14 protein-coding genes are annotated in these 24082 nt (G+C 51.6%); 8 read left to right on the forward strand and 6 right to left on the reverse strand.

The features are described 5' to 3' along the window. Positions 1-3 precede the first annotated feature (3 nt). The 3 genes from BK665_RS08745 (at position 4) to BK665_RS08755 (ending at position 2757) form a co-directional block, all read left to right on the forward strand. Complete coding sequence (locus tag BK665_RS08745; protein WP_221179247.1) at positions 4-357, forward strand: ABC-three component system middle component 5; 354 nt, start codon at positions 4-6, stop codon at positions 355-357. Next, on the forward strand, positions 344-2266 hold the full coding sequence (locus tag BK665_RS08750; RefSeq protein ID WP_123404644.1) for an AAA family ATPase: 1923 nt from the start codon (positions 344-346) through the stop codon (positions 2264-2266). Before BK665_RS08745 ends, BK665_RS08750 begins: the two co-directional genes overlap by 14 nt. A 125-nt stretch (positions 2267-2391) precedes the next feature. After that, the gene (locus BK665_RS08755) at positions 2392-2757 is read left to right on the forward strand and encodes a histone-like nucleoid-structuring protein, MvaT/MvaU family (RefSeq protein WP_123404646.1); all 366 of its coding nucleotides are present in this window, start codon (positions 2392-2394) and stop codon (positions 2755-2757) included. A 210-nt stretch (positions 2758-2967) separates the two neighbouring features. On the opposite strand, the gene BK665_RS08760 is transcribed toward BK665_RS08755, so the two are convergent. From BK665_RS08760 to BK665_RS08770, 3 genes are read right to left on the reverse strand one after another with little or no spacing between them, the layout of a single operon-like run. Continuing rightward, positions 2968-6231 (reverse strand): type I restriction endonuclease subunit R, encoded by a 3264-nt coding sequence (locus BK665_RS08760; protein ID WP_123404648.1) that lies wholly within the window; start codon positions 6229-6231, stop codon positions 2968-2970. Beyond that, complete coding sequence (locus BK665_RS08765; RefSeq protein WP_123404650.1) at positions 6228-7607, reverse strand: restriction endonuclease subunit S; 1380 nt, start codon at positions 7605-7607, stop codon at positions 6228-6230. The genes BK665_RS08760 and BK665_RS08765 overlap by 4 nt, the downstream gene beginning before the upstream one ends. Then, entirely contained in the window at positions 7607-9940 is a 2334-nt protein-coding gene (locus BK665_RS08770) for a type I restriction-modification system subunit M (RefSeq protein WP_123404652.1), read from the reverse strand. The genes BK665_RS08765 and BK665_RS08770 overlap by 1 nt, the downstream gene beginning before the upstream one ends. A gap of 427 nt (positions 9941-10367) precedes the next feature. On the opposite strand from BK665_RS08770, the gene BK665_RS08775 reads away from it, so the two are divergent. Next, positions 10368-10841, forward strand: a complete 474-nt coding sequence (locus BK665_RS08775; RefSeq protein WP_123404654.1) for a hypothetical protein — start codon at positions 10368-10370, stop codon at positions 10839-10841. Between the two features lie 93 nt (positions 10842-10934). Here the strand turns inward: BK665_RS08775 and BK665_RS08780 are convergent, their stop codons facing one another. Together BK665_RS08780 and BK665_RS08785 are read right to left on the reverse strand one after the other, a co-directional pair. Beyond that, positions 10935-12125, reverse strand: a complete 1191-nt coding sequence (locus tag BK665_RS08780; protein WP_123404656.1) for a hypothetical protein — start codon at positions 12123-12125, stop codon at positions 10935-10937. Positions 12126-12251: 126 nt separating this feature from the next. Further along, positions 12252-14303 (reverse strand): DUF262 domain-containing protein, encoded by a 2052-nt coding sequence (locus tag BK665_RS08785; protein WP_123404658.1) that lies wholly within the window; start codon positions 14301-14303, stop codon positions 12252-12254. A gap of 589 nt (positions 14304-14892) precedes the next feature. On the opposite strand from BK665_RS08785, the gene zorA reads away from it, so the two are divergent. Genes zorA through BK665_RS08810 form a run of 4 tightly spaced genes read left to right on the forward strand, consistent with a single transcriptional unit; the run spans position 14893 to position 23071 of the window. Beyond that, positions 14893-16929 carry an anti-phage ZorAB system protein ZorA gene (gene zorA, locus BK665_RS08795; protein WP_123404662.1) on the forward strand — a complete coding sequence of 679 codons (2037 nt, stop codon included), beginning with the start codon at positions 14893-14895 and terminating at the stop codon, positions 16927-16929. A gap of 3 nt (positions 16930-16932) precedes the next feature. Continuing rightward, positions 16933-17643, forward strand: coding sequence for an OmpA/MotB family protein (locus BK665_RS08800; protein WP_123404664.1), 711 nt, complete (start codon positions 16933-16935; stop codon positions 17641-17643). Further along, positions 17640-19298, forward strand: a complete 1659-nt coding sequence (locus tag BK665_RS08805) for an EH signature domain-containing protein (protein WP_123404666.1) — start codon at positions 17640-17642, stop codon at positions 19296-19298. The genes BK665_RS08800 and BK665_RS08805 overlap by 4 nt, the downstream gene beginning before the upstream one ends. An 11-nt stretch (positions 19299-19309) precedes the next feature. After that, a complete protein-coding gene (locus tag BK665_RS08810; RefSeq protein ID WP_123404668.1) occupies positions 19310-23071 on the forward strand; it encodes an SNF2-related protein in 3762 nt (1253 codons plus the stop codon). Between the two features lie 57 nt (positions 23072-23128). On the opposite strand, the gene BK665_RS08815 is transcribed toward BK665_RS08810, so the two are convergent. Then, positions 23129-24070 carry a protein NO VEIN domain-containing protein gene (locus tag BK665_RS08815; protein ID WP_123404670.1) on the reverse strand — a complete coding sequence of 314 codons (942 nt, stop codon included), beginning with the start codon at positions 24068-24070 and terminating at the stop codon, positions 23129-23131. Positions 24071-24082: the final 12 nt, after the last annotated feature.

Genomic DNA, 24082 nt, shown 5'->3' on the forward strand with positions numbered 1-24082 from the left:
CGATTGCCTAAAACTCACTCTTCTGGGCGTCAACTTGCGAAGTTGCTAGCGAATGTATATCGGGATCCTATTAATCCTTCAGCTACCTTTCGCGAACTGCGTTATATTCAGGAAGCTGCATTAAAGTGTATGGTTGCTTCTGGATTTGTGGAAGCTAAAAGTTACGAAGCGGGGCTGGTGGTTCGAACTAAATTATCTTTGCCAGATAGCATGCTTGAAGCGATTTCTGCATACCTAGAAAAAAATTTAGAGCTTTCAGAATTTGTCCTCGCTGAGCTGGCAACGATTCCCCTTAAGGGATTGGATGGCTTAAAGGATAGAACAGGATTGATGGAGTATAGATATGACGTTGCTTAAGCCTCTGCTCAGAATCAATCAGCTTCTTGTTCTTCAGGGGAATCACCGGGCTTTCGATTGCCTATTTCATTCTGGCGTAAACGTTGTACGTGGTCGAAATAGTTCTGGTAAAACCACGATCATGGATTTAATAGCTTACTCACTGGGTGCGGAGAATATACGGTGGAAACCAGAAGCGCTGAAATGCTCTAGCACCTTTGTAGAGATACAACTCAATGCTGGAGTAGCTACTCTCCAGCGAGAAATTTCTACGGAGATTCAACGCCCAATTAGTATATTTTGGGGGCCCTTAGAGGCAGCCCTTCAAGCAGGCCCTGGTCAGTGGGAACGTTACCCTTTCAAACGGTCGGAAAAGAAATTCAGTTTCTCCCAAGCTGTATTCGGTGCGTTAGAGTTGCCTCAAGCGCAAGGTGATGGCGCTTCGAACCTGACGATGCATCAGCTACTCCGGGTGCTCTACGCCGACCAGCCTTCTGTCCATAGTCCAATTTTTAGGCTGGATTCGTTCGACAGTTCGTTAACGCGAGAGATGATTGGGGGGTATCTTTGCGGTGTTTATGATGATGAGCTCTATGCTGCGCAGCTCAGAATCAGAGAAGTAAATAAGCAGTTGGAGAAAAAAATCTCTGAGTTGCGTGGGATTTTTAGCGTTCTTGGACGATCAGGCCAAACTCCCGATCTCGACATGGCGAGCAGCAGAATTCCTGATCTTGAGGCCAAACGAGATGCTTTAACACAGGCGTACATCGCACTTAAAGAAACTCGAACAGTTACCGCAAAAGAGTCTGGGGCTGCCCTTGGTAAAACAGATGGATTAAGGAAGCAGTTAAACTCTGCGCGGAAGTACGAGTCTGTCCTAAAAGATGCGCTGGCTTCGGAAGAGTTTGATATCAGTGATTCAAAGTTATTTTTGAATGAGCTGAATAGCCGTCTCCAAAGTCTCGAGGAGTCAAAGGATACACGTTCGTTATTTAGTGAAATATCGTTCCATTTTTGCCCGAGCTGTCTATCAGAAATAAAACCTGGGGCGTCAGATAAGCACCACTGCCGATTATGTACTGCAGAGTTGAGCGATGGTGGGGACTCTCAAGTCCTAAGAATGAAAAACGAGATACAAATACAACTTAAAGAATCATCTTTTCTACTGTCACAAAAAGAGCAGCGTGTTTTCCAACTTCAACAAGATATTCCAATCGCTTCCAAAGAGGTTAAACGACTGGAGAAAGAGTACCGTTCGGTGTCGTCTACTTGGTCTAGTGATGTTGAGACCATATTAGAAGGGCATTCCAGACAGCTTGGTGCTCTCGATGAGGAAATTCGTCAGGCTTATGAGCAGCAAAAACTATCTGGTGTGATATCGGAGCTTCAAAAGCAACGTGATCTATTGCAGATTGAGCTGAACGGGTTGCAGGATACGATAACTACACTTGAGTCTCGTCAAGAGTCTAGGAAGGTAGAAGTATCCAAGTCTGTAGAAAAACATATGATACGTTTGTTGCAATTGGATTTACCACTCCAGCCTGAATTTATTAATCCGCATACTGTTTCTTTTGACTTTGTTGATAACTCTGTCTATGTGAACGGTTCAAAAAATTTCTCCGAAAGCTCGGCAGTCGTTCTTAGACATATTTTTCATCTCGCGCTCTTCACTGCAAGCATGGAGATGCCATTCATGCGAGTGCCTAAATTTATGATGCTTGATGGGATTGATGATGGTGGTATGGAGAAAGAGCGTAGCCATAACTTGCAAGAAATAATCGTGTCGGAGAGTAAAAAATACTTGGTGGATTACCAGATTATTTTCGCAACCTCAGAGATTAATCCTTCTATAGAAAGTTCGGATCTAGTAGTGGGGCGCTATTTCAATCCTGAAGCACGATCTTTAGATGTTGTGAATTTGCTAAATTGAATTTGGATAAGAGGTCAAACGATGTGGCAATGAACAGTTAAGGCGGAGGTGACGCTTTCTGATTGCTTTTGGTGATACATCCTATTATTAATGTGCAGTTATCCATTTATCATGAAGAGACCCCAATGTCTAAGCTCGCAGAATTTCGCCAGCTCGAAAAACACCTGGCCGAGCAGCTCGAAGCTCTCGAAACACTGAAAGGCGATGCTGGCCTCAAGAAAGAAATCGAATTCGAAACGAAGCTTCGCGCCTTGCTCGCTGAGTACGGTTACAGCTTGCAGAAAGTGATCAATTTGCTTGATCCACAGGCCGGTCGTCGCGCTCCAGCAGTAGAGTCCAAGTCTGGCAGCCGTAAGCCACGCCAAGTGAAGGTCTACAAGAACCCCCACACCGGCGAGGTCGTAGAGACGAAAGGCGGCAACCACAAGACTCTGAAAGAGTGGAAAGCTGAGCACGGCTCCGACACCGTCGAGTCCTGGCTGAGCAAGTGATTTTTGATTTGAGTACAAAAAGGGCCCTTCGAGGGCCCTTTTCGTTGAGGACTACTACCGGAAGGCGACTTGGAGGCTGTTTGCAAAAACGGTGTCAGCTCGGTCGAAATCTTTGCGTGATGCCTAACGTATTCCCATAAGGTGATACTCAAAAAGACCTTAAGATCGGGGTATACGTCCAGGCCATTTTATGGCTGCTTCAGTCAGTCATTATGCTGTCAAATTAAGCAAATCAAAAACCACCTTCGCAAATTTACTGGCTTTAGCCGGATCAGATAGCAACTGCATCATCTGATTCTGATGAGCATCGCCACTGTCCATAATTGCGTCATCTACTGCGTTGGCAAAGTTACCCAGCAGTGCTTGCTCAGCGGTATTGTTGGCCAGTTGCTGCATGACCAATTGGTTTTCACTGACCTTGTCGCGGATGGTGTAGGCGTAATTCACCATGTCTTTGTCAGTCAGCTGATCAGTCACAAACAGCTCGTTGAGCCGTTCTAGTATCTGTGAAAGCAACTCTTCCTTGATGTCCTTTGCCGTTCCTGAGCCAAGCCCCTCACCAGGCACCAGTTTATGGTCGAGCGAGTCTTCTATTAGCTTCAGGTCTTGCTGGCGTATTTTCGAAACGCGGTAATGGCTGAGCAGGATACTGTTGAGGTCAATATCATCCTCCGCCACAGCGGTTTCGCGGAGCATAGGGCTCAGATTGCGCGCGTACAGGCTGAGCTTTTCCAACTGCTTGTCATCGTAATCGACGATCTGCGACATGAACTCATAGAAGCGCACGAAGGTGCCCAGATCCTTTTTGAAGATGTCCAGGGCGTCTTTGGCTTGCTTGCATTCTTTCAGGTCGTTTTCCGCGTTGGCGATCAACACCGCATCTTGGGTTTTTTTAATCCGCTCGAATATTTCTTTCGAGTGCGCGTAGGCTTCAACCGCCTGCTTGTAGCTTTTCGTCCAGCGCTCGACCGCTGGCTTGCAAATGTTGGCAATCGCCGCATTGCTTTTGTTTTTGACGAAAAAGGCTGCGCAGAACTGCTCAACCTCGCTCGACTTATAAATGCCCGCCGCGTTGAGCTTCTCAAACAGATCGAAGATCAAGTCTGGATTTGAGACATCCGCCAGCTCTGCCGTCTGAAAATACGGCTGGAACGAGTCGAGGATTTCCTGCGGCTCGTTGAAGAAATCCAGGATAAAGGTGCCAACTTCCGCCTTGCCCGGATAAGTACGATTCAAGCGCGACAAGGTCTGTACGCACTCCACGCCGCCGAGCTTTTTGTCCACGTACATGGCGCATAGCTTGGGCTGGTCGAAACCGGTCTGAAATTTGTTGGCAACGATCATCACCTGATAATCATCGCTATCAAAGGCTTTGCGCATGTCGCGGCCTTTGAGGTTGGGATTCATGCTGCTCTCGGTATATTTGTTTCCGAGTAGCGCGACGGCGTTTGGGTCTTTCTCGGTGAATTCCACTTCACCGGAGAACGCCACCATGGCATGGATTTTTTGGTAGCCCTTTTCGACGATGTATTTGTCAAAACACAGCTTGTAGCGCACGGCTTCTTTGCGCGAGCTGGTGACCACCATGGCTTTGGCTTGCCCACCCAGCAGGCCCATGACGTTGCTGCGGAAGTGCTCAACGATAACCTGCACCTTTTGCGCGATGTTGTACTCGTGCAGGCGCACCCACTGGTTGAGCTTGACCTTGGCTTTTTTGCTTTCGACTTCCTGATCGGCCTTATCGATTTTTTGCGCCAGGTTGTAGGCCACTTTGTAGTTGGTGTAGTTCTTCAGCACATCGAGAATAAAGCCCTCTTCAATGGCCTGACGCATGCTGTACACATGGTAGGCCTCGGGCTTATTGGTTTTAGAGGGTTGCTCTTCCGGATTGGGCAAACGGCCAAACAGCTCCAGCGTCTTGGTTTTTGGCGTGGCGGTGAAGGCAAAGTAGCTCAGGTTTTTTGACGCCCGGCGTGACGCCACGGCGGCATCGAGAATGTCCTCAGAGTTGAGTTCGTCCTCAACATCAGCCTTGGCCTCAATCATCAGCACTTCTTTCAGCTGTCGCGCTGTAGAGCCGGTTTGCGAGGAGTGGGCTTCATCGGCAATGATCGCGTAGCTGCGTTCTTTCAGGCTGACGCTATTCTCGATGGCGCGCAGCACGTAGGGGAAGGTCTGGATTGTGACAATAATAATCGGCTGTGAGTTCTCAAGCGCGGCTGCCAGCTTCTCTGATTTCGAGCCGTCGCCTTCCTGATTATTGATACGGCCAACCGCACCATCGACATGTTCAAACTGGTTGATGGTGTCTTGAAGCTGATCATCCAGCACGGTGCGATCCGTCACCACAATCACGGAGTTGAATTGCTTGCAGCCCTCCGCGTCATAAAGCGCCGACAGCTGATGCGCGATCCAGGCAATCGAGTTGGACTTGCCGGAACCGGCGCTGTGTTGGATCAGATACTTATGGCCAGGGCCTTCGGTGCGAGCGGCAGTGACCAGTTTATTCACCACATCCCACTGGTGATAGCGCGGGAAAATCAGGCTTTCTTTTTTGTATTTACGGCCTTCCCAGTCTTCTTTCTCTTCGATTTGCAGATGCACAAAGTGCCCGAGAATCGACAGCAGATTACCGGGCAGCAGCACCTCGTTCCACAGATAATCGGTGGCGTACTGGTTGATGTCTGCTGGCACATCATTACCGGCACCGCCGACAGTGGTGCCCTTGTTGAATGGTAGGAAGAACGTCTCCGCGCCTTCCAGCCGCGTGGCCATATAAACCTCGTACTGGCTCACGGCAAAATGCACCAGAGCACCACGCTTGAAGGTCAGTAGTGGCTCGGGCTTCTTAGTGACAGGATCTGTCGCAAAGCGTGTGGTTTTGTATTGCTTAATGGCGCTGTGCACAGCCTGCTTGAATTCGGATTTCAGCTCTAGTGTGGCGACCGGCAAGCCATTTACAAACAGCACCAAGTCAATTCGCCAGGCTTTGGCCTTGCTGCCGGACTGTTCGAGATGTTCTTTGCTTGCCCAGGGCGAATAAACCACCTCAGGCACGACACGGCAGCGGTTCTTAGCGTAGCGAGCCAAGGTATCGGGGTTTAGATCGTGTTCAGGTTTGAACTGACACAGACTGAACCGGGTGCCCCGGTGACGCAGTTCATGGCGCAACACGCCCAGCGTGCCGAAGGTGCGCATTTCTTTGCTGGCGGCATTGGGATCAGTTTTATTCAGTTGGGTGGCAACACGTTCAAGAAAGTGGCGCTCTGGGTTGCTCGGGTAGAGCGCGCAGAATTTTTGCCACTGTTCATCCTGGGTTTCTTTGACAAAACCCAGCAGGTCTTCGGGGTACAAGGCCAATTCACGGTTGTAGTTTTCCATTTTGCCTAGCCACCAGCCTCTGGCAACGAGATGCTTAAGCATTTCATTCTGGAACGTCAACTCGTTGGCCTTACCGCCACCCAATGTAGTCATGCGGCTACTTCCTTGTTGATTTGGCAATCTTTGGATGTTGCCCAATTCCTTACATCGATTTTTCCGGAGACAACGGATGAGATAAGAGCTGCCCGGCGCTCTTGTAACAAAGCTATCCCGCGAGTTGCATTGTCTTCCAGGTTTCTAAAAAGCTTCATTCGCTCTGTTATTTCTTTATTAATGCCAATTTGCTCTTCCAGTGGTGGGGCGGGGATGAATCCACTTGATAGGTATTCCTGCTCAATGCTTTCTACCGTCGCCCCTTCTTTTGACCACTCTAGCAATAATGAACTCTCATGCCCAAGGATAAAATTTGCAGCATATTCTGCTTTCATGCGCCCATTAAATCGCAGTGCCTTCATGTCCTGATTAAGCGATACGGGGACGGTGTTTATTGCAATCGGTATTGTTCTTTGCAATATTCCAGAACGCACAACCATTAGTAGAGCGCCACTTTCTATAAGATTTGTGGAGGACTCAGCTACAGCTCTCTCCGTAATTTTATCTTGCGTGTCAGACACCCAAAATGACTTCATGTCCTTTGGCGACACCCATGGGATATCACCATCAGTCCAATAGTCAAGGTTCTCTTTGCTCGGTGTCCCACCCCCTGAAAACGTGCATAAATATTTTAGCGGAGTAACATCCCAGCTCTGAGGCACAGTGCCAAGCCATTTAATGCCAGAGTCGCGCATCTTGACGTTTTTCTTTAAGCCCTTGGTGACGATATGACTAATGACGGCTTGACGCTTTTCCTTTAGCAGCTGAATAAGCTTCCTTTGCTTTTCAATCAGTAAATCTATTTTTGCCATTTCGCTGTCTAGAAAATTGACAATTCCATCTTGTTCTTTGATTGAGGGTACGGGGATAGTAGTATTTGCCAAATATTCCTGCTCAATACTTTCAACCGTAGCACCTTGCTTTCTCCATTCAAGCAGTAGTGCTGCCTGATTGCCAGCTATAAGATACATTGCGTATTTGGCATTCAGTTCACTACTGAATCGGACTGCCTTCATGTCTTGATTTAAAGTGACAGGTACATCATTTATTGCAACAGGTATTGAATGCTGGAGAATCCCTGAGCGAACAACTAACAGCAAGGCCCCTTTTTTTAACAGGTTGGTCGAGGAGTGCTTGATCGCTTTTTCTGTAACGCTGTCGATAGTTGATACGATTCTGGATGTTTTCATATCTTTTGGTGAGACCCAAGGGATGTCTCCATTCCAGTATTCTGGATTGTCTTTGCTTGGTGTGCCTCCGCCACTAAACTGAGATAAGTATTTAAGCGGTATTAGTTTCCAATCCTTGGGTACGTCACCCAGCCAGGAATTCTCAGAGTTCTTATACTCTGGATAAGCCTTATACTTCCCTGCCATTATGAATGCACCTCTTGCAGCAGCTTCATGATTTCGGCTGACACGGCATCCAGATCAGCATCAATCTCGAGCAAATTCCTTGGCGGTTGATACTGGTAGAAATAACGGTTAAAGGCGATTTCATAGCCGACTATGCCGACTTGTTGATCCTTGGCGTCTTTTTTGTTGGCATCAATCCAGGCATCGGGCACGTGGGGCTGCACTTCTTTAAGGAAGTAAGCTTCGTTAATGGTGTTGACGCTTTGGCTCGGATCCAGCGGTACGTTTTCGTTGTCACGCAGGTCGCTATCGGATTGATATTCCAACACCTCACCGTTGACGGCAAACAATCCGTACAGGGGATTTTCTTTGGTTCTGTGCGCCTTTTTGATGACCTTTGCCGCTTCTGGATTCTTCCAGCTCACGGCATCAATGATTTGTTTTTTGTCTTTGGCGTCTAGGACTATGCTCTGTTGCTTGCAGACTGCTTTGACGGCCTCGTCAAAGGTGTTGAAGTCGTCATGCTGGGCGGTGCCAATGCTGGCCTGCAGACTTTGTGTTTTGAGTAACAGCCGCTTCTGATCCATCCAGGTTTTTCTGTTGAGCAGATCCTTGATGTGCTTCTCTTTCAGATCGGGGAAGTGCAACTTGCAGTAACGTCGAATAGCGTCTTCATGGGTGCTTAGGTCTCCGTAACGCTTGCAGTTGTCGCCGTCGCTCCAGCTTTCGCCCTCTACTGCGCTGAACTCTTGATAGACCCAATGCATGGCCCTATTGAGGGCGCCGGGGGCGAAGCGACAGGTAGCCACTCGCTCGTCACTGAACTTGTAAGAGAGACGCAATGGTCGCTCAATACTGATGCGACGATAGCCGAACTCATGGCTGTTGAAGATCTTACTGGCGAAGGTCTTGGCGGCCTCGACTTTCGGATTGGCAGCCTGGCGGCCTCGACTGCTTTTTTGTGCGGCTTGTTTGTCCAATTCGTAGGCGTCGACTGCGGCAAAGCTACCGAAGGCGCGGATCACCGTGGCGATATCGCTCTCGTCCATTTCATTGCGCTTGGAGCCGAGGGATTTACGCATTTTTCCGCAAAGGTTCACGCCATTGATCAGCTGTACCTTGCCCTTACGTTCCTGGACTTTCTTGTTCGACAGCACCCAGACATAGGTTGAAATGCCGGTGTTGTAGAACATGTCGGTGGGCAGCGCGACGATGGCTTCGAGCAAATCCGCTTCGAGAATGTAGCGGCGGATTTCCGATTCGCCAGAGCCAGCGCCACCGGTAAACAAAGGCGATCCATTGAGGATGATGCCAATCCGCCCGCCGCCTTGAGAACCGTCGCGTAGCTTGCTGAGCAGGTGCATTAAGAACAACAAAGAGCCATCGCTTACCCTTGGCAAACCTGCGCCAAAACGGCCACTGAAACCTTTTTGCGTGTGCTCTTCACTGATCTCTTGCTCGATTTTTTTCCAATCTACGCCAAAGGGCGGATTGGAGAGCATGTAGTCAAATTCAGTGGCGTAAAGCTGGTCGTTCGAGAGGGTATTGCCTAGCTTGATGTTGCTGACGTCCTGCCCTTTGATCAGCATGTCCGCTTTGCAGATTGCATAACTCTCAGGGTTTAGCTCCTGTCCATAAGCTCGCATAACCGCCTGTGGATTCAGCTCATGCACGTATTCCATACCGGATGAGAGAAAGCCGCCCGTACCTGCCGTAGGGTCGTAGATGGTGCGGATGATGCCTGGTTTGGTCAGCGCATCATCGTCTTCCATAAACACCAGGGAAGTGGTGAGCCGCACGATGTCGCGCGGGGTAAAGTGCTCCCCAGCGGTGTCATTCGAGCCTTCCGCAAATCGGCGAATCAACTCTTCAAACACCAAGCCCATGTCGTGGTTGGAAACCGCAACAGGGCTTAAGTCCGTCTTTCTTACCTTCTGCACAACCTTGTAGAGCAGGTTGGCATCGTTCAGTTGTCCGAGAAACTCGGTGAATTTGAAGTGTTCGAAAATCTCCCGTGCATCTTTGGAAAAGCCCTGCAGGTAGGAGTCCAGGTTGGCCTTGATGCCGGATTCACCGAGCTTGGACAGATCCATTTTCGAGGTATTAAAAAACGACAACCCACCGCTGGCACGCAGGAGCAATTTTTCCTGGGCTTCTTCGGAGATATTGAGTTGCTGGACGCGTGCATGCTCTGCCAGCACTGCCGCCTTGCTTGCCTCCAACACGCACTCGAGGCGACGCAACAAGGTGAACGGCAGAATGATACGACCGTATTGGCTTTGCCTAAAATCGCCACGGAGTAAATCGGCTAAAGACCAGATGTAGGCGGCGAGGTTGTTGGAGGCTTGCGACATTCTTTGACATTCCCTGCAGTGCTTGGCGATTGCTGACGCGGTGCGAAGCACGATTATTAATAAAACTGGGTGGCATTATGCTGCAACAGCAGCACGTGGTTATGCCTGAAATTGGATATTTCCAATCGATAGATTTGCGCGAGTGAATGTTCCCCCTGTGACGGGGTGATACCTAAATCGTAACGTTTGCTTAGCCGCGTCATCAGTTTTATCGGCGCGCCGTTGTTCCGCAAAGCTTCTGACAATTGGTCGCGGGAGCGCCAGGTGCAGAGCTTTGGCGCTTTCGGGTTAACAATTTCGGCCAGCTTCCCTTCATCGGTTTACGGCTCATCGCGCTCCAGCGTTCACTACGGCTATGCTTTTGAGGTCAGTTGGGGAGTTAGTTGATCCTTTTCACAAGGCAGCCGTTTGTCTGGTGGAGGTCGTTATGACCCGTACAATCCAGCAAAAATCTAAAACTCGGCGAGGCCGGCCCCGGCTCGAAACGCAACGTACCCTCTATCAAATCAAGCTGTCCGGGTGGGATCTTACGTGGTCACTCAGCCTAGCCCTGCCCAACAATTTGAGGACTAACGAAGGTCATTATCATGAACATCTGATCCTGACGCTGAAGGGCGAAGTTCTCTACCCGGAGAGCTTCAAATACCCAGAGGTCGAGTGCCAGCTCTACGCAGATCCTCGATTGATGCAAGACATAGATCCTCCAAAAGGAATCGGGTCTATGGCAGCAAGCGGGAAACGGCTGGTTGCGTATATAGCAGTGCCTCGCGAGCGGATCGACACCCTGGTTGGTGCAGCTGACCGACTTCTGTCCCTCGAGTTGAACGCCACCCCGTTGCACTACCGGCGTGCGCTGGTTATGTCGATTCATTTAGGTACAGAGCCAGAGCCCGATTGGTAATTCTATTGCGAGCTTACCTGGATGATTTTTCAGGCAGAGCCTCCTGTAAATCCTAACCCACAGTAGCTATCTGGCTAATTTCTGCACGCTCTTTCATTCAGACCACCAGTCCTTTTCTACGCGCATCATTCCGTAGCCGTTGAACCAACTCTCGATGGCGACGGTGAGCGAAGTGACTGATGAGGTATCTGGGTGAAGAGGATCAAGCTGGTTCGCTTGGGCTGATGCCCAAGCCGCCCATAGTGTAGTTTGTTGCTGGCTGTGCTCTGAAGTAGTAGCGCTGGCATTGCAGGTTGCCTGGATGAATGCTCTCAATCGCTGAGCCTGCTCCCAACGCTTTGTATTCTCCACGAGTTTGTGACGTAGACGCCTATGAGTCTCTTCACGCTTGGCGCGCTCAAGTCGTACCGCTTCTTCAGCTATTCGCTCACGACGAGCCTCTTCATTCTTCAAACGCAGAGCTTTCACCGATTGGGCTATCACCTCGAAGCCGTCGAGAATGCTCGCCAGTTTCTTCTCGATTTTTCCGGTCTTGGTGTCTGTCCAGTTTTTCCGCTTTCCGTAATCAGTACGTGCGTCAATCTGCAGGCTTAATTCGCCGCTGGAAGACCATTCAAATTGGGGCGAACGCAGAGCCGAGAATTTAGGCTCCCATCGAGCGTTGCGCTTTGGAGGGGGTGGTGGAGGTGGTGGGATAGCGTGTTTATTCAAGCGCTCCACAAGTTTGATTGCGAGGGGCTCGCCGTCGACCTCTACCAATGTTTTTTCGTCCGACGTGACCTTCCAGTTATAGCCGAGTGCCTCGCTCTCTTTTATCAAGGTGTCAAAAATCAGCACGCAGCGATCAATTAGTTCAGAGGAAATTCTCGCGTCGAGCACATGTTTTCCCGTGGTCACGAGAAGGCCTTCATGGATCTTGGCCGCTTTAACGCATTTCAACCACTTGATTACCAGTGGGTGAGGCGCAAGAAGGGTGTGAGGTACTTCGATGGTTGAACGGATTGCTTTCGGTTTTATAGGCGCAGCGCTTTGCACTGGAAGTGTGCTTCGATCCAATACCGTGAAGCTGATGGGGTGTTCTTCGGTGGGAGGCATAGGCTTGCTAGGGCGTTTAGACACTGGTTTTGCCCAATGTCCTCGAGGTGGCAGAGCTAGGCCGGCTTTGCGACATGCTTTGGAAAGCGCAACGTCTGATATACCGATTTCTTGAGCCAGTTTTAGTACAGGTGTTTCCCAAGCTTTGTCGAACAGCTCCTTGGGAGTGAAGGTTACGATCTTGTACATAGACTTATCCGGGGTTTGGCGTTCCGATACCAGCGTAGATTCCCTCGTTCCAATCTCAAGTCGAAGCCAGCGAGTCATTTCAAGTCCCCAGGGGCTGGTTCCACGTCCCAGCGGGAGGAGGGCAGGTCAGTTCCCTGAGATCGCCGATGCCACAGCTACGGGTGCGGCGCTGCCGCCTACAGGCTTCGGCCACACGAGTAGCGCTGCTTTAAGCAAGGCTTTAGAACGGTTCGCGATGGCATCGTCATCCCATACTCCAAGCGCTGTCTGCTGAAAATAGGTATTCAATAGTAGAGCGCTTTGACCCAGTCGAGACCGTTTACCCAGAACCTGTTCACTGCCTACACCCTGTGTGTCGGCAAAGGGGCCGTTGCTGATCGAGCTGTTCAGCGGCTGAGTAAGCAGCGTCAGGTTCCCAAAACCATGAACTACCGTCTCTCTGATCTGACGCTGTGCCTCGGTCATGTCTGTTATCTGGTATGTAGGCAGCTTTTCCCAGCTTTGCGGTATCACATGCTCGATGGTCAAATCAGACTGGGCAGGCACATGATTGCTCCCTTGCTGAGAGCCACGAGCGGCATACTCCAGCGCCCGTAGGACACCGCATGTTTTAACGGGTCGAAGCTCCTTGTAAACCGGACGATGACACCACTTGTCACTAAACAGGGCGTCATCCGGCCAAACCTCGCTGAGTGCCGTCGCTGCTAGAAGCACATTGCGTAAAGCTATGTGTGGGGCTTCGGGTGCGCCCAACACAGCTTGCAGTACACGCATGAAGAAGCGGTTGTAGCCTTTGGTAGTCAAACCGCAGACAGCACGTCGTGTCAGATAGGAGGCCAAGTCGCCGAGAGCCTGTCTCAGCTCCACGCTGTCGCTTGCCAACCGCTCGCGCAGGGCAAGGTAAACTGGTGTAACCGTACCCACGTCAAGTGACTTAACCAAGCGCGCAAACTCAGCCAAGTATCCGGTACCCTCTGGAGATACCAGCTCCTGAAAGTGCCGGCTGGATGCAACAAGCTGCGCCAGCTCCACTTCAAGATCGCGTAGCTGCTTTAGCCACCATGCTTTGAATGACTGAAACACATGACTGGCTAGGGTAATTTCGTGGCTGCGCAGGATTGTATAGTTGTAGAAGAACAGATCAATGCGCGGATAGGTCAAGCGCCCCTGGCGTTCCTTTTCCCGCCAGTAGGCATTTGCCGAAACGCCCTGGCCGGTGGTCTTAACAAGATCAAATGGGCTCCAGTACCGTTCATATAGCTGCGGCACAGCTTGTCCCTGACGAGCGGCTTCAAGGAACACGAAATTGCGTACTAGGTCAGACGCCAGCAGTGGTTCTCCACGCGCATTGAGTGTTTCGAAGATGACTTGAGGGTCGTCCTCGGCTTCCAAGGTCAGGGTCATGATCTGCACGTGGTCGGCCAATGCCATGTAAAGCGCCTGAGCGCGCTTCGACTCAAGAGCCATATGGCCTTGCAACGGCGACACGTCGTTATTACGGCGGATATCCGCGATCAGCGTATCCCCGAACGTGGGGTCGGCTGTAGGATTGACAACATCAGTGAGGTCAACACCCCGCATATAGGCAAGGCAGGCGTGGTAGAGGTATAGGTAGGTCTGCACCATCAGGGGCCGCTCAATCCGAGTACGTGCATCGCGTGCCGGATAAGTCGTGTACACGTCCTGAGCGTGAGTGGCGGTATCGCTTAGGCGGCGCATCTCGTCCTGCCCCGCCTGGGTAGGCCAAACTTTGTAATGATCTTCCGCGCGCTGGTAAGGGCCTGGGTTTCGCACCAAGCCATCGAGCATTTGAGGTATGGGGCTGTCTATCAGCTCACGCGCTGCCTGGCGGAAGGCAAGTAGCAGGAGGTGTAAGGTCGTCGAACGCTGTTGGCCATCGATCACCTCGAAAGCTGGTGCCCTGCCGAAACTGTTGGGCACAGGAGTCATCACAATTGAACCCAGAAAGTGCTTCTGTAACGGTTTCAATGCTGCGGTGGTGCCCGTTGATGCTAGCGACTGTTGCTCCAGCACGGCATCTGCACGGTCTTGGATGTCAGTCCACAGCGGGCCAACCTGCTTTTCCAGCGTCCAGACGTAACCCCGCTGGAAAATGGGAATCTGATACTGATGAGGGGTACTGAACAGGCCGGTGACCGTAGTTTTACTGGGTTGCATCCTGAAATCCTTGTCTGTGTTTCAAAAATAGATGCCGCGTAGATTTATGCGCTGATTGTAGATCACGGTGGTCTTGTCACCCTTCTTGAAGTGCCGATACCTGCGTAGATTCCGACGCTCCAATCTCAAGTCGAAGCCTGCGGGCAATTTCAAGTTTACGAGGGCGAAACTCCAGCTATCAAACAGGCCCTGTAGGCGGGGCAAGCTTCCGTGATCTAGCCCCAGTGGGGGGCGATTGTGGCGCGCGAACTCTTCAGTCCTCAACGGCTTCAGTTTTGTTTAGATCTTTTTCTTTCAATCGCCCAAAGCAGAAATCGGCCAATAGAAGCTCTTCAAATGTCTCTACAAAACTAGGGGCGGTTCAATGAGCTATACCTTTGCAAGGCAAACGACCATGTTTGAGGGAAAGGGTGTCTCTGTCAGCTTCAGAGAATCCCCACATTAGGCACTTGCTCGAAGAGGCGGTGGCCCGTGAGTGGCCCACCTTGCAGGCATGCTTGAAAATATTGCTCTTTGTGTATTGCGAGGAGCAAGGGAGGAAGGCCCCTACCGGGCCTAGGGCCGAAAGCCATCAGGGAGAGAAGTCCAAGTGAACATCCAAGAGCTGATAGGATCCGCGCCAACAATTTTGCTCATTGTGGCCTCTGTCCTGGTCATTCTTGTCGTCGCATTCATCCTGTTCTTTCTGGTTCCCGGAGTGCTGCATTGGTTTCGATTGCGAAGAATACAGCGACGTATAGCGACGTTTTCATCTCAGAACTTCGCTTCCGAATTCAAGAAGGTGTTCGCGGGGGATAAGCGTTTATCCCATTTGTGGAAGGAATATCAGGACTCCCTTCATTTTCAACACGAAGACCGCGACGGTCAGGCTGTTGTCTCTGCCGTGAGAGCTACGGTGCCGGCGGAGCTCTTCTTCAACAGTCAGTTCGTTGTAGATAGCCGCCTGCGATCTGAGTTCTTTAAACACGTGCCAGGGTTATTCACTGGTATCGGAATTATTGGAACATTCTCTGGTTTGATCGAAGGGTTACGGCAGTTTCAGGTGAGCGAGAACGCAGCAACGGTTCGCTCCAGCCTCGAGACACTGATGCATCTTGTTGGCGAGGCATTTCTGATCTCTGCCGCAGCAATTACTGCGGCCATGCTGGTGACCTTGCTTGAGAAGCTCCTCCTTGCGTCTCTGTACCGCCGCACTGAAGAAATCTCGCATGACATCGATGCCCGTTTCGACTCTGGTGCGGGGGAAGAATACCTTTCCAGGCTGGTCAAGGCGTCGGAAGACTCTGCCAGCCAATCCAAAATTCTAAAGGATGCGTTGGTCACGGAGTTGGGGGAGTTACTGCGAGAGCTTACCAATGCTCAGATCGCGTCGTCGAAGGAGCAGCAAACACTACTGGTTGACCGACTAACAGAAGAGTCAAGGCGGGACAACGAGGCGCTGGGCGTTACCATTGTAGAGGGTATCCAACAAAGTTTGAGAGGCCCGCTGCAGGATATTGCCGAGACCGTGAAGTCCGCCAGCGGCGATCAGAGCGCAACGGCGGCACGGATGCTACAGGATGTGATGACGAGCTTCAGCCAGCGCCTGAACGACCTGTTCGGTGGACAAATCTCCGGACTCAGCGACTTAAACCAGCAAACGGCTCGAAGCATTCAGGATGCGGTCGTTACGCTGAAGTCACTGGTTGAAAACATGGAGGAATCCAGTCGCCGATCCACTGACTCTATGGCAGATCGAATGGCCCAAGCCATCGAGAAGATGGAGGTTCGGCAGGACGCGATGAATGAACAGTCTGCTGCATTCGTCGAGCAGATCCGCCAATTGGTCTCTACCTCTCAGTCCGAAACCAGCCAGAAACTTCATACCACTTTGGAAACCATAGGCACACAAGTTGCCGGCATGCTCGCAACCTTGAGCGAGAGCCAGACGCAGGTGTTCGAGGGCAATCGGGCTCGTGAGCAATCTATGGCCGAACGTGCTCAAAGTGCTGTTGATGGGATGTCGGAGTCGGTCGAGGTCGCCATCAAGGAGATGAGCGTGGCCTCGACCCATATGGCGCAGAATGTGGCGGCTCTGACCCAGGCTACAAGTACCTCCATCGGCAAGATGGAAACCAGTGCTGAAAGACTCGGCGCTGCCTCGAAGGATTTTGCATTAGCGGGTGAACGTGTCGCCGGTGTCATGGAACATGCTGCTGACGTTTCCATGAAGCTATCGGAAACCTCGAATTCCCTCAACGCCGGTGCTTCAACGATGCAAGAACTGCTGCGCGACTACCGTGTGCAGCGTGAAGCGGTGGTGTCAATGCTCACCGAGCTACGGGCCACGGTAGAGGGCGCTCGTAAAGAAGCGACATTGACCGCCGACATTCTCAATCGTATCGAAGGGTCTGCGAACCTGCTGGCCATGGCCCAGAAGCAGGCTGATGAATACCTCAATGGGGTTAGTCGTGTTCTCGGTGATGCACATGCCTCATTCGCTGAGGAGGTCAAACGCACGCTTGACAAAGCGAACCTAGCGTTCCACATCAAACTTACTGATGCGGTGGGCCTATTGTCTTCATCGCTAGAAGAGTTTGAGTTGACTCTCGCATCAACTGGCACTCTGACACCCGTTGGGAGTTAAGCGATGCTCGGAGCCAAGATAGTCATTAAGCGCGGGGGTAAAGACGAGGCAGAGAAACCATTTTGGATTTCTTTTTCCGATCTGATGACAGCGCTCATGGTTTTGTTCCTTGTCGTGATGGGGGTGGCATTACTGGCCGTCACCAAGAACGTTACCGAGCGCGAGAAACAGGAAGAATTGCATCGCCAGGATATCGAACTCATCCTGGAGCGCTTCACTGAAGCCGCCAAGCATTTTGACGGAATAAAGATCGACAAAGAGCGGCGGGTAATCGACTTCGGTGACCGGGCCCGCTTCGCATTCGGTAAGTCCAACTTATCTGTGGATCAGGAAAACGTCTTGCGTCAGTTCGTTCCCGAGATCCTTACCCTTTCGAATGACGAACTTGGAAAGCGCGTGCTCAAGCGAATAGTGGTGGAAGGTTATACCGATAAAACGGGCTCATACCTTAGCAACCTCAATCTGAGCCTACAGCGTAGTCAGCGCGTACTCTGCACGATGTTCACAAATTCAGGCCCCTACTTACTGAGCAATACGCAGAAGCTGGATGTGCGCAGTTTGTTTCTTGTCGGCGGCTATTCATTCAATTCGAGCAGGGACAGTGACGAAGAGAGCCGCCGTGTAGAGATGCGAATCGAGTTTCTCGGTATTGGCGAACAGCGTGCCGGTGCGGATGCTACTTCCGAAAACTTCGGGGAGTGCGCATTGCGATGAGCAGTCTCGATTATCTCGTAGCACTATTGCAGGTTGGCATCCAAAAGGGTGCCAAACCGATGCAGACCTTCTCTGGAATTGATGATGTCCTAGCGGAGATGGCTTCTCGTGCAAAGTCGAAAACTACTGGATCAATCTCGAAAGATCATCAGCTCGAAGCAGTGTGTCGCTTTTGGGACAGCCGGGAGGTGCCTTCTTTTCGGGACGCCTTATTGCTCTCTTGGGGGTTGTGTCTGCCACATCACCCGATGGGGCCGTGTGTACTCGAAGATCGTCCTCGACTCCAGCGGGTTCTAGACCGCCTGGATAGCTGGAATGACCGGCCGCCGGCGTACCGCCGGCTCTACCAGGGACTGATCAGGAGCTACTTCACCTATGACGCCCTGTCAGACTCGGTTTCACCAGCCGGACGCAGTAACTGGGAACTTCTTCGCGATTACCTGCGTCACCGAAATGATCTGATTCGCGATGCCCAGATCAAACCCGAGTGGGTCGAAACGGCGATTGGAAATCGACAGCTATTTGGCGACAACCCTTGCGAACCCTACGTAAAGGCACTCTTGAGGGGCGATGTTGGTGGGATAGACCACCTGTGCGAGCAACTCGGAATAGGCAAAGCCTCTTGGTTTCTCCGAGAGCTTGTACTCGCACAGGTGCGTGGCGCGACCCAGCTTGGTGATGAGCAGTTTAAGGAGCTCATTCCACGCCTTCTGGAGTTGTTGGCCAACAACGTGGTGTTACGTGATAGAGGTCTCGCCTTGATCCTGAATAGATATGTGGATGTTCTGGAAAAGCCCCTGAATCAGAGGCTTCGGGATGCTTCGGTTCAGTGGTGGGGCAATCCATGGCTTCCTTCAAGCGAGACACGTTGGGGCGCTGTCGTTCCCGAAGCGCGAACGATGGTCGCGGTTTGGCTCAAGCTAGAGTTCATCGAGACGTTCTTCACGAAACTTGCCGAAGATGGACTTGGGGATCGCCGGCGCATGGAGTTCTGGAAGCGCTACGTCAAAGCAATTGAGCCTATCGAGTTTGCACTTGGTTCGACCGCTAGGAATTCTCGTGAGAGGGACTTCGTTATGCTGCGGGACAAGATGAAGGGACTCATCTGCGATCTGGACGCGTCCGGTGCAAACAACGCATTCATCATGACGATGGGTGATCTGGTCGTAGTCGAGTTCAGCGGTATAGGGAACGCACTGTATGGCTACGACTCTAGTAAATTATTGCCGTTTGATTCGACAAAGACTCTTCGCTTGGCCGTTAACGATCCGAATTCCCTGAAGCACAAGCTGCCCCACAGAGTATTGTGGTTGCAACATCAAGACGGAATACGTGGTTGGGAAAAGTGGGAGCAAATGTTTGAGGCGACACTAAAGCAAGAATTCGGCATAAATCCCGACGCTGCAATTGTCTCAGGTTCACGCCCCATTATTCATTCAAGTCGTTCCAATTCGGATTCCTATATTGGTGATGTACAGCGGTACAGCCGCACAGCGCTGGATATTTTCGTAAACGCGCACGGCTTTCATATTGAGGACAAAAGCTTCCAAGGCGGCTGTCTCTGGGTGAGAGCAGGTGTGGATGACACGCATATCTCTGGCGTTCTGACTCATTGGGGGTTCCATTACAAGGCCGGCAAGGGTTGGTGGAAGTAAGGAGGGAACGAATGCTCAAGATCTTCAGGAAGTCGCAAGAATCCAGTAACGCCGCTGGCTGGAGCAGGCGTTGGTCACCCGCTGGGATAGTGCTTTCTCGTGTCGAGGGGCAAGGTGGTGTTCGGATCGAAAGCCCGCTACTCAACGGCTTCCTGAGTCAGCTTACCGATGACGGCTTGGTGCTGGATACGGCGGATGGCTACCTGCTCGGATGGGACGCGTTTTATATGGCGACCAGTCGACTTGAGTATGCGGCATTGTCTGAACTGCTCTTGCTGCCTCCGCGCACTGCGGCCAGGCAATTACTTCGAAGCAATCAGTCGTTGGCTGATCGTCACTTCTCGGTAGTGGTCGCCGGTTGGCAATCCGTCGATGGGAGGGCATCTCAATGGGAAACGACCGGCCCGTTGATGTCTCGTGACGAGCTGGTCGAAATGATGAGCTCGGAGCAATGGCAACTCTTCAAGGAAGTGATTGGCTTCGCAAGGCGCTCTGAAGATGAGCGGGACGATCTATCCCACCGCCAAGCCTGGAGCCGGATTCGGTTTTTGGCGTTGGCCGCCAATGCCCGTCTCGATGATTTCCTATATCGCTCAGTTGTCCTGGCGCCGGAGAAGCTGGAGATCGGCCTACGGCATTCTGATGTGGTGGCCGATGATCGAGTGGTCGAAATAGAACCCGGTTTTTCTGGTGCGCCGCCTGGCTGGTTGGAGGCGTTCGACCGCAGCCGCGATGTGCGGGATCGCTACGACATTGTTACCCCAGACGGCATCGTACAGGTGCTTGTGACCCCTAAAGTGCGTACTGTCCTCCAGGAGATCAAGCGCCTGCCTGGTCGGCGAGTCGCAGGCTCACGTGCCCAAGCTTTTTTACTCAATCCCTACGCCACTTTGGGTGACGATGCGGTTGATGTCATCGTTGAGTCCCAATTCGAGCAGGCGCGGGAGGCGGCGGGACTTGATTACGAGCGGTTCGTGCCAACCTTCGAGCGGGACGCTTCGGGATATCCGCTCCGTACCGGACTGCTTGTCGAAACAGCCAATCTAAGTGGCCCCACCTCTTCTGAAAGCCTGTGGCTGGATGATGAAACGTTGTCTTCATTCATACACATTGCGGATCGTGCATTCAGCCTGGGCTACCAACTGATCAGCTGGAATGGTTATGAACTGGAGATACAGGGGGATACACCGCGTCATATCGAAGAACTGAAAATCGCCTTACAGCAAAGGCGGGCACCACCTATCCTTGTTTCCTATGCTCAAGTTCACGACCTCAGTGGCTACTCATCACGCATCGAATCCATTGGCGTTGAGAAGCCGTACTACTCGCCCTATATCGCCAAGAAAAAAGATGATGAGGGCTGGTTCCCAGAAAACGTCATTCCCGTTGTGGTCTATCTGCCAGATGGTGCCACCGAGCCATTAGCGGTTCCCATCGACAGGAACGCCATCGAAAGATTGGAGGAAGCTGTCAAGAAAGCTAGGGCAGCAGGTGAGAAAACTGTTCACCCATCGTGGCTGCCTACAGCAATCCCTCTTGAGGAGGCGGAGCGGATCACCGATACCTTCAAGGAGGTCTTCAAGGAGCTTGATGGGGGCACATTCGACCCAGGAAAAGATCGACGTCCCACCAGGAGTTCTGATCAGGTCGCCCAGAAGCAACTTATCTTGAGGGCAAATATTCAGTCGCTCGATTACGAGGAGTTGCGCCGCGAAGCGCTTGAAGCTGTCCCTGCGCAACCCCGGTTGCCCAAAGCCATCCGTGCCAATTTCCCTCTTCTTGCTCATCAGCGAGCAGGGCTGGCATGGATGCAGCATTTGTATGACTTGCAGGCCGAGTACCAGGTGCGCGGCGCGGTGTTGGCTGACGATATGGGGCTTGGCAAGACCTTCCAGCTCTTGGCCTTGATGGCTTATCTCATCGAACGCGATCCAAGTATCGAGCCGATGCTGGTGGTAGCACCCGTCTCGTTGCTGGAGAATTGGGAGGAAGAAGCAGAGAAGTTCTTTGAGCCAGGCACGTTTTCTATCTTGATGGCTTATGGTGATTCACTCAAGCCGTTACGCGTACCGCGCTCTCAAGTTGATCAGCGACTGCAGTCTGAAGATGGGCTGGTTAAGTTTCTGACGCCGAACTGGATAGGTCGCGCCAAGATCGTGCTGACAACCTATGAGACGCTTCGTGACCTTGAGTTCTCATTTGCCTCGCAGAAATGGTCACTCATGGTGTGTGACGAGGCCCAACGCATCAAAAATCCTGCTGCAATGGTAACTCGAGCAGCGAAAAAACAGCAGGTTGGATTCAAGATCGCTTGCACGGGAACGCCTGTGGAAAACACGCTGGCGGACATATGGTGCTTGTTCGACTATGTCCAGCCAGGTCTGCTCGGTGCGTTGAATGACTTTGGTCAGCGGTATCGTAAGCCTATCGAAGCGAAGACCGACGAAGAAAATGCGCGTGTCGATGAACTGCGGGCCCGTATTGCTCCGCAAATACTGCGTCGACTAAAGGTTGATGTGGCCAAGGAATTGCCTAGGAAGATCATCGTCGAAGAATGTCGCAGGCTTCGGCTTTCGGACACGCAACGTAACCTCTATGCCAAGGCGGTGGAGAGCTTTAAAGGACGTGCCGATGCTCAATCTCCTTCACCGTTTAAGAATCACTTGGGCCTGCTGCACTACCTCCGTCTGATCTGTACGGATCCGCGACAACATGGTCTGAATGTGTTCAAACCGGAGCCCACTCACGAGTACCGCCGCAAGGCTCCGAAGCTCGACTGGCTTCTGACTCAATTGCTAGACATCAAGACCAAAGGCGAGAAGGTCATAGTATTCTGCGAATTCCGAGAGATTCAGCGACTACTTCAGCACTATATTGAAACGGAGTTTGGCTACAAACCTGACATTATCAATGGCGATACCAGTGCATCGGCGAGGCACGCAGATAGTCGCCAGAAGTGCATCAAGGCGTTCCAGGAGTCAGGTGGGTTCGGTGTGCTGATTCTCTCTCCATTGGCGGTTGGCTTCGGAGTGAACATCCAGGCCGCGAACCATGTCGTGCATTACACCCGTACCTGGAATCCCGCAAAGGAAGATCAGGCAACAGATCGGGCTTATCGAATCGGCCAGAAGAAAGATGTCTATGTGTATTACCCCGTTGTTCGGGCGGATGACTTCACGACCTTCGATGTCAAACTCGATCAGTTGCTTGCCTACAAGCGCGGATTGGCAGAGGACATGCTCAATGGCGCCGGTGATGTCAGCCCAAGCGACTTCAACTTAGCGGATGTAGTGCCGAACGCCGATCAAGAGGGTATCGACGAGCGTGTCGACCTCGACATGGCGCTGCGTATGGGATGGCAGCATTTCGAATGTTTAGCCGGTGTGCTGTGGGCTAAGCGCGGCTACTCGTGCTACCGAACTCCAGGTAGCAAAGACAATGGCGTGGATATGGTGGCCCTAAGGGAAGCGAAGGGCCAGTTGGTGCAGGCAAAAACCAGCGGCACAGACGGCGCCATGTTGAGCTGGGAGGCCGTTAAGGACGTGGTGACAGGTGAGGCCTTCTATAAGCGTCGCCACCCCAACGTTGTTTTTGAGAAGGTTTGCTTCACGAATCAGTTCTTTAATCGTCAGGCTCATGAACATGCTGCGTTGAATTCGGTAGAGCTGCTAGATCAGAACAGCCTCAGAGAACTATTAGAAAGTTATCCCGTCACGATGCTAGAAGTGGAGAGGATGCTGTATTCCGATTGGCGACAAACTGATCCTGTATAGCGCCACAAATTGAAGCCGGTGGCCGATGACTACTTTTACAGCAATGCGGATTCCGCATTAAGGCAACCTCTTAGCAACGCCCTCGAAGGCGAATGGCTTAACGTCAAACGCATCCTCCAGTTCATCCAGAGTGAGCACCCGACCTTTTGGTTTGTCGAGCGCCTGGGTGACCATGAGCATGCGCCAACGAGGATTTTCGAGGTATCGGTACTCATTCCTAGTCATGAAAAAATGGGGTATCGCATTGCTGGTTCCCTTTACCTCTACGTGTAGTTCTTCACCTGTTTTACGATCGCGAAAAATCAGGTCGTAGCCAAGGTTGAGCAGCTGGACATCCTGAATTTCATAACGTTTTCCATAGGCTGCAGATGCGTAGTCCACAGCCGCCATTTCCACCGCCTTTCTATGCTCGGCATCAGGAAAAGAAAACGTTGGTATTTGTACGTCAACAACGTCGACTTGAGAGGAGACGCTGACTATTTCCTGTGCAATCTCGGCAAAGTGCTGACGCCACTCTTGATCCTGACCAGGTCTGTTACCTCGAACGTAAACGATAGGCGACCTTTTAAAGTGAGCACCTGAAATTTCTGTCTGACGCAAAGGTAAGGGAATGATATTGGCTTTGTCGGCGCTAACGATGTAGCTAAAATTCTGTCCGTCTGCGTCTTTCGGAAATGAACCGTAGCGATACTCAGGCCGGTCGCGATAGCCCGTTTCAAAAGTCGCATTTTCGTAGTGCCCGACTACGGTCAAAGGGCCATCGCCATCTCGTGCCGCGACTAAAATGATTGTCCACCCATTAAGGCGTAAGGGCTTCGGCGTTGCCTCATGCTCACCCATCGGAGGTATGTAGCCGTAGTAACGTCCGTCCGGAGCTTTTCTGAAATTGAAGCGTTCGTGCGCTTCAGCATAATCATTGATGTGGCGATGTCTGCCAACTACCTCTTCTCCTTGGTAGTCGACGGCCCAACCTGTTTTTAAAAATGCAATTCTGTCCATATATGCCTTTGA

Origin of the sequence: Pseudomonas frederiksbergensis (assembly GCF_003732665.1) — a bacterium.
GTDB classification, from domain to species: domain Bacteria; phylum Pseudomonadota; class Gammaproteobacteria; order Pseudomonadales; family Pseudomonadaceae; genus Aquipseudomonas; species Aquipseudomonas frederiksbergensis_G.

What these genes read in the sequence shown, in the direction of transcription:
- BK665_RS08750 (WP_123404644.1), top strand. Translation starts at nt 344, where the DNA reads ATGACGTTGCTTAAGCCTCTGCTCAGAATCAATCAGCTTCTTGTTCTT.
- BK665_RS08755 (WP_123404646.1), top strand. Translation starts at nt 2,392, where the DNA reads ATGTCTAAGCTCGCAGAATTTCGCCAGCTCGAAAAACACCTGGCCGAG.
- BK665_RS08760 (WP_123404648.1), bottom strand. Translation starts at nt 6,231, where the DNA reads ATGACTACATTGGGTGGCGGTAAGGCCAACGAGTTGACGTTCCAGAAT.
- BK665_RS08765 (WP_123404650.1), bottom strand. Translation starts at nt 7,607, where the DNA reads ATGGCAGGGAAGTATAAGGCTTATCCAGAGTATAAGAACTCTGAGAAT.
- BK665_RS08770 (WP_123404652.1), bottom strand. Translation starts at nt 9,940, where the DNA reads ATGTCGCAAGCCTCCAACAACCTCGCCGCCTACATCTGGTCTTTAGCC.
- BK665_RS08775 (WP_123404654.1), top strand. Translation starts at nt 10,368, where the DNA reads ATGACCCGTACAATCCAGCAAAAATCTAAAACTCGGCGAGGCCGGCCC.
- BK665_RS08780 (WP_123404656.1), bottom strand. Translation starts at nt 12,125, where the DNA reads ATGTACAAGATCGTAACCTTCACTCCCAAGGAGCTGTTCGACAAAGCT.
- BK665_RS08785 (WP_123404658.1), bottom strand. Translation starts at nt 14,303, where the DNA reads ATGCAACCCAGTAAAACTACGGTCACCGGCCTGTTCAGTACCCCTCAT.
- BK665_RS08800 (WP_123404664.1), top strand. Translation starts at nt 16,933, where the DNA reads ATGCTCGGAGCCAAGATAGTCATTAAGCGCGGGGGTAAAGACGAGGCA.
- BK665_RS08805 (WP_123404666.1), top strand. Translation starts at nt 17,640, where the DNA reads ATGAGCAGTCTCGATTATCTCGTAGCACTATTGCAGGTTGGCATCCAA.
- BK665_RS08810 (WP_123404668.1), top strand. Translation starts at nt 19,310, where the DNA reads ATGCTCAAGATCTTCAGGAAGTCGCAAGAATCCAGTAACGCCGCTGGC.
- BK665_RS08815 (WP_123404670.1), bottom strand. Translation starts at nt 24,070, where the DNA reads ATGGACAGAATTGCATTTTTAAAAACAGGTTGGGCCGTCGACTACCAA.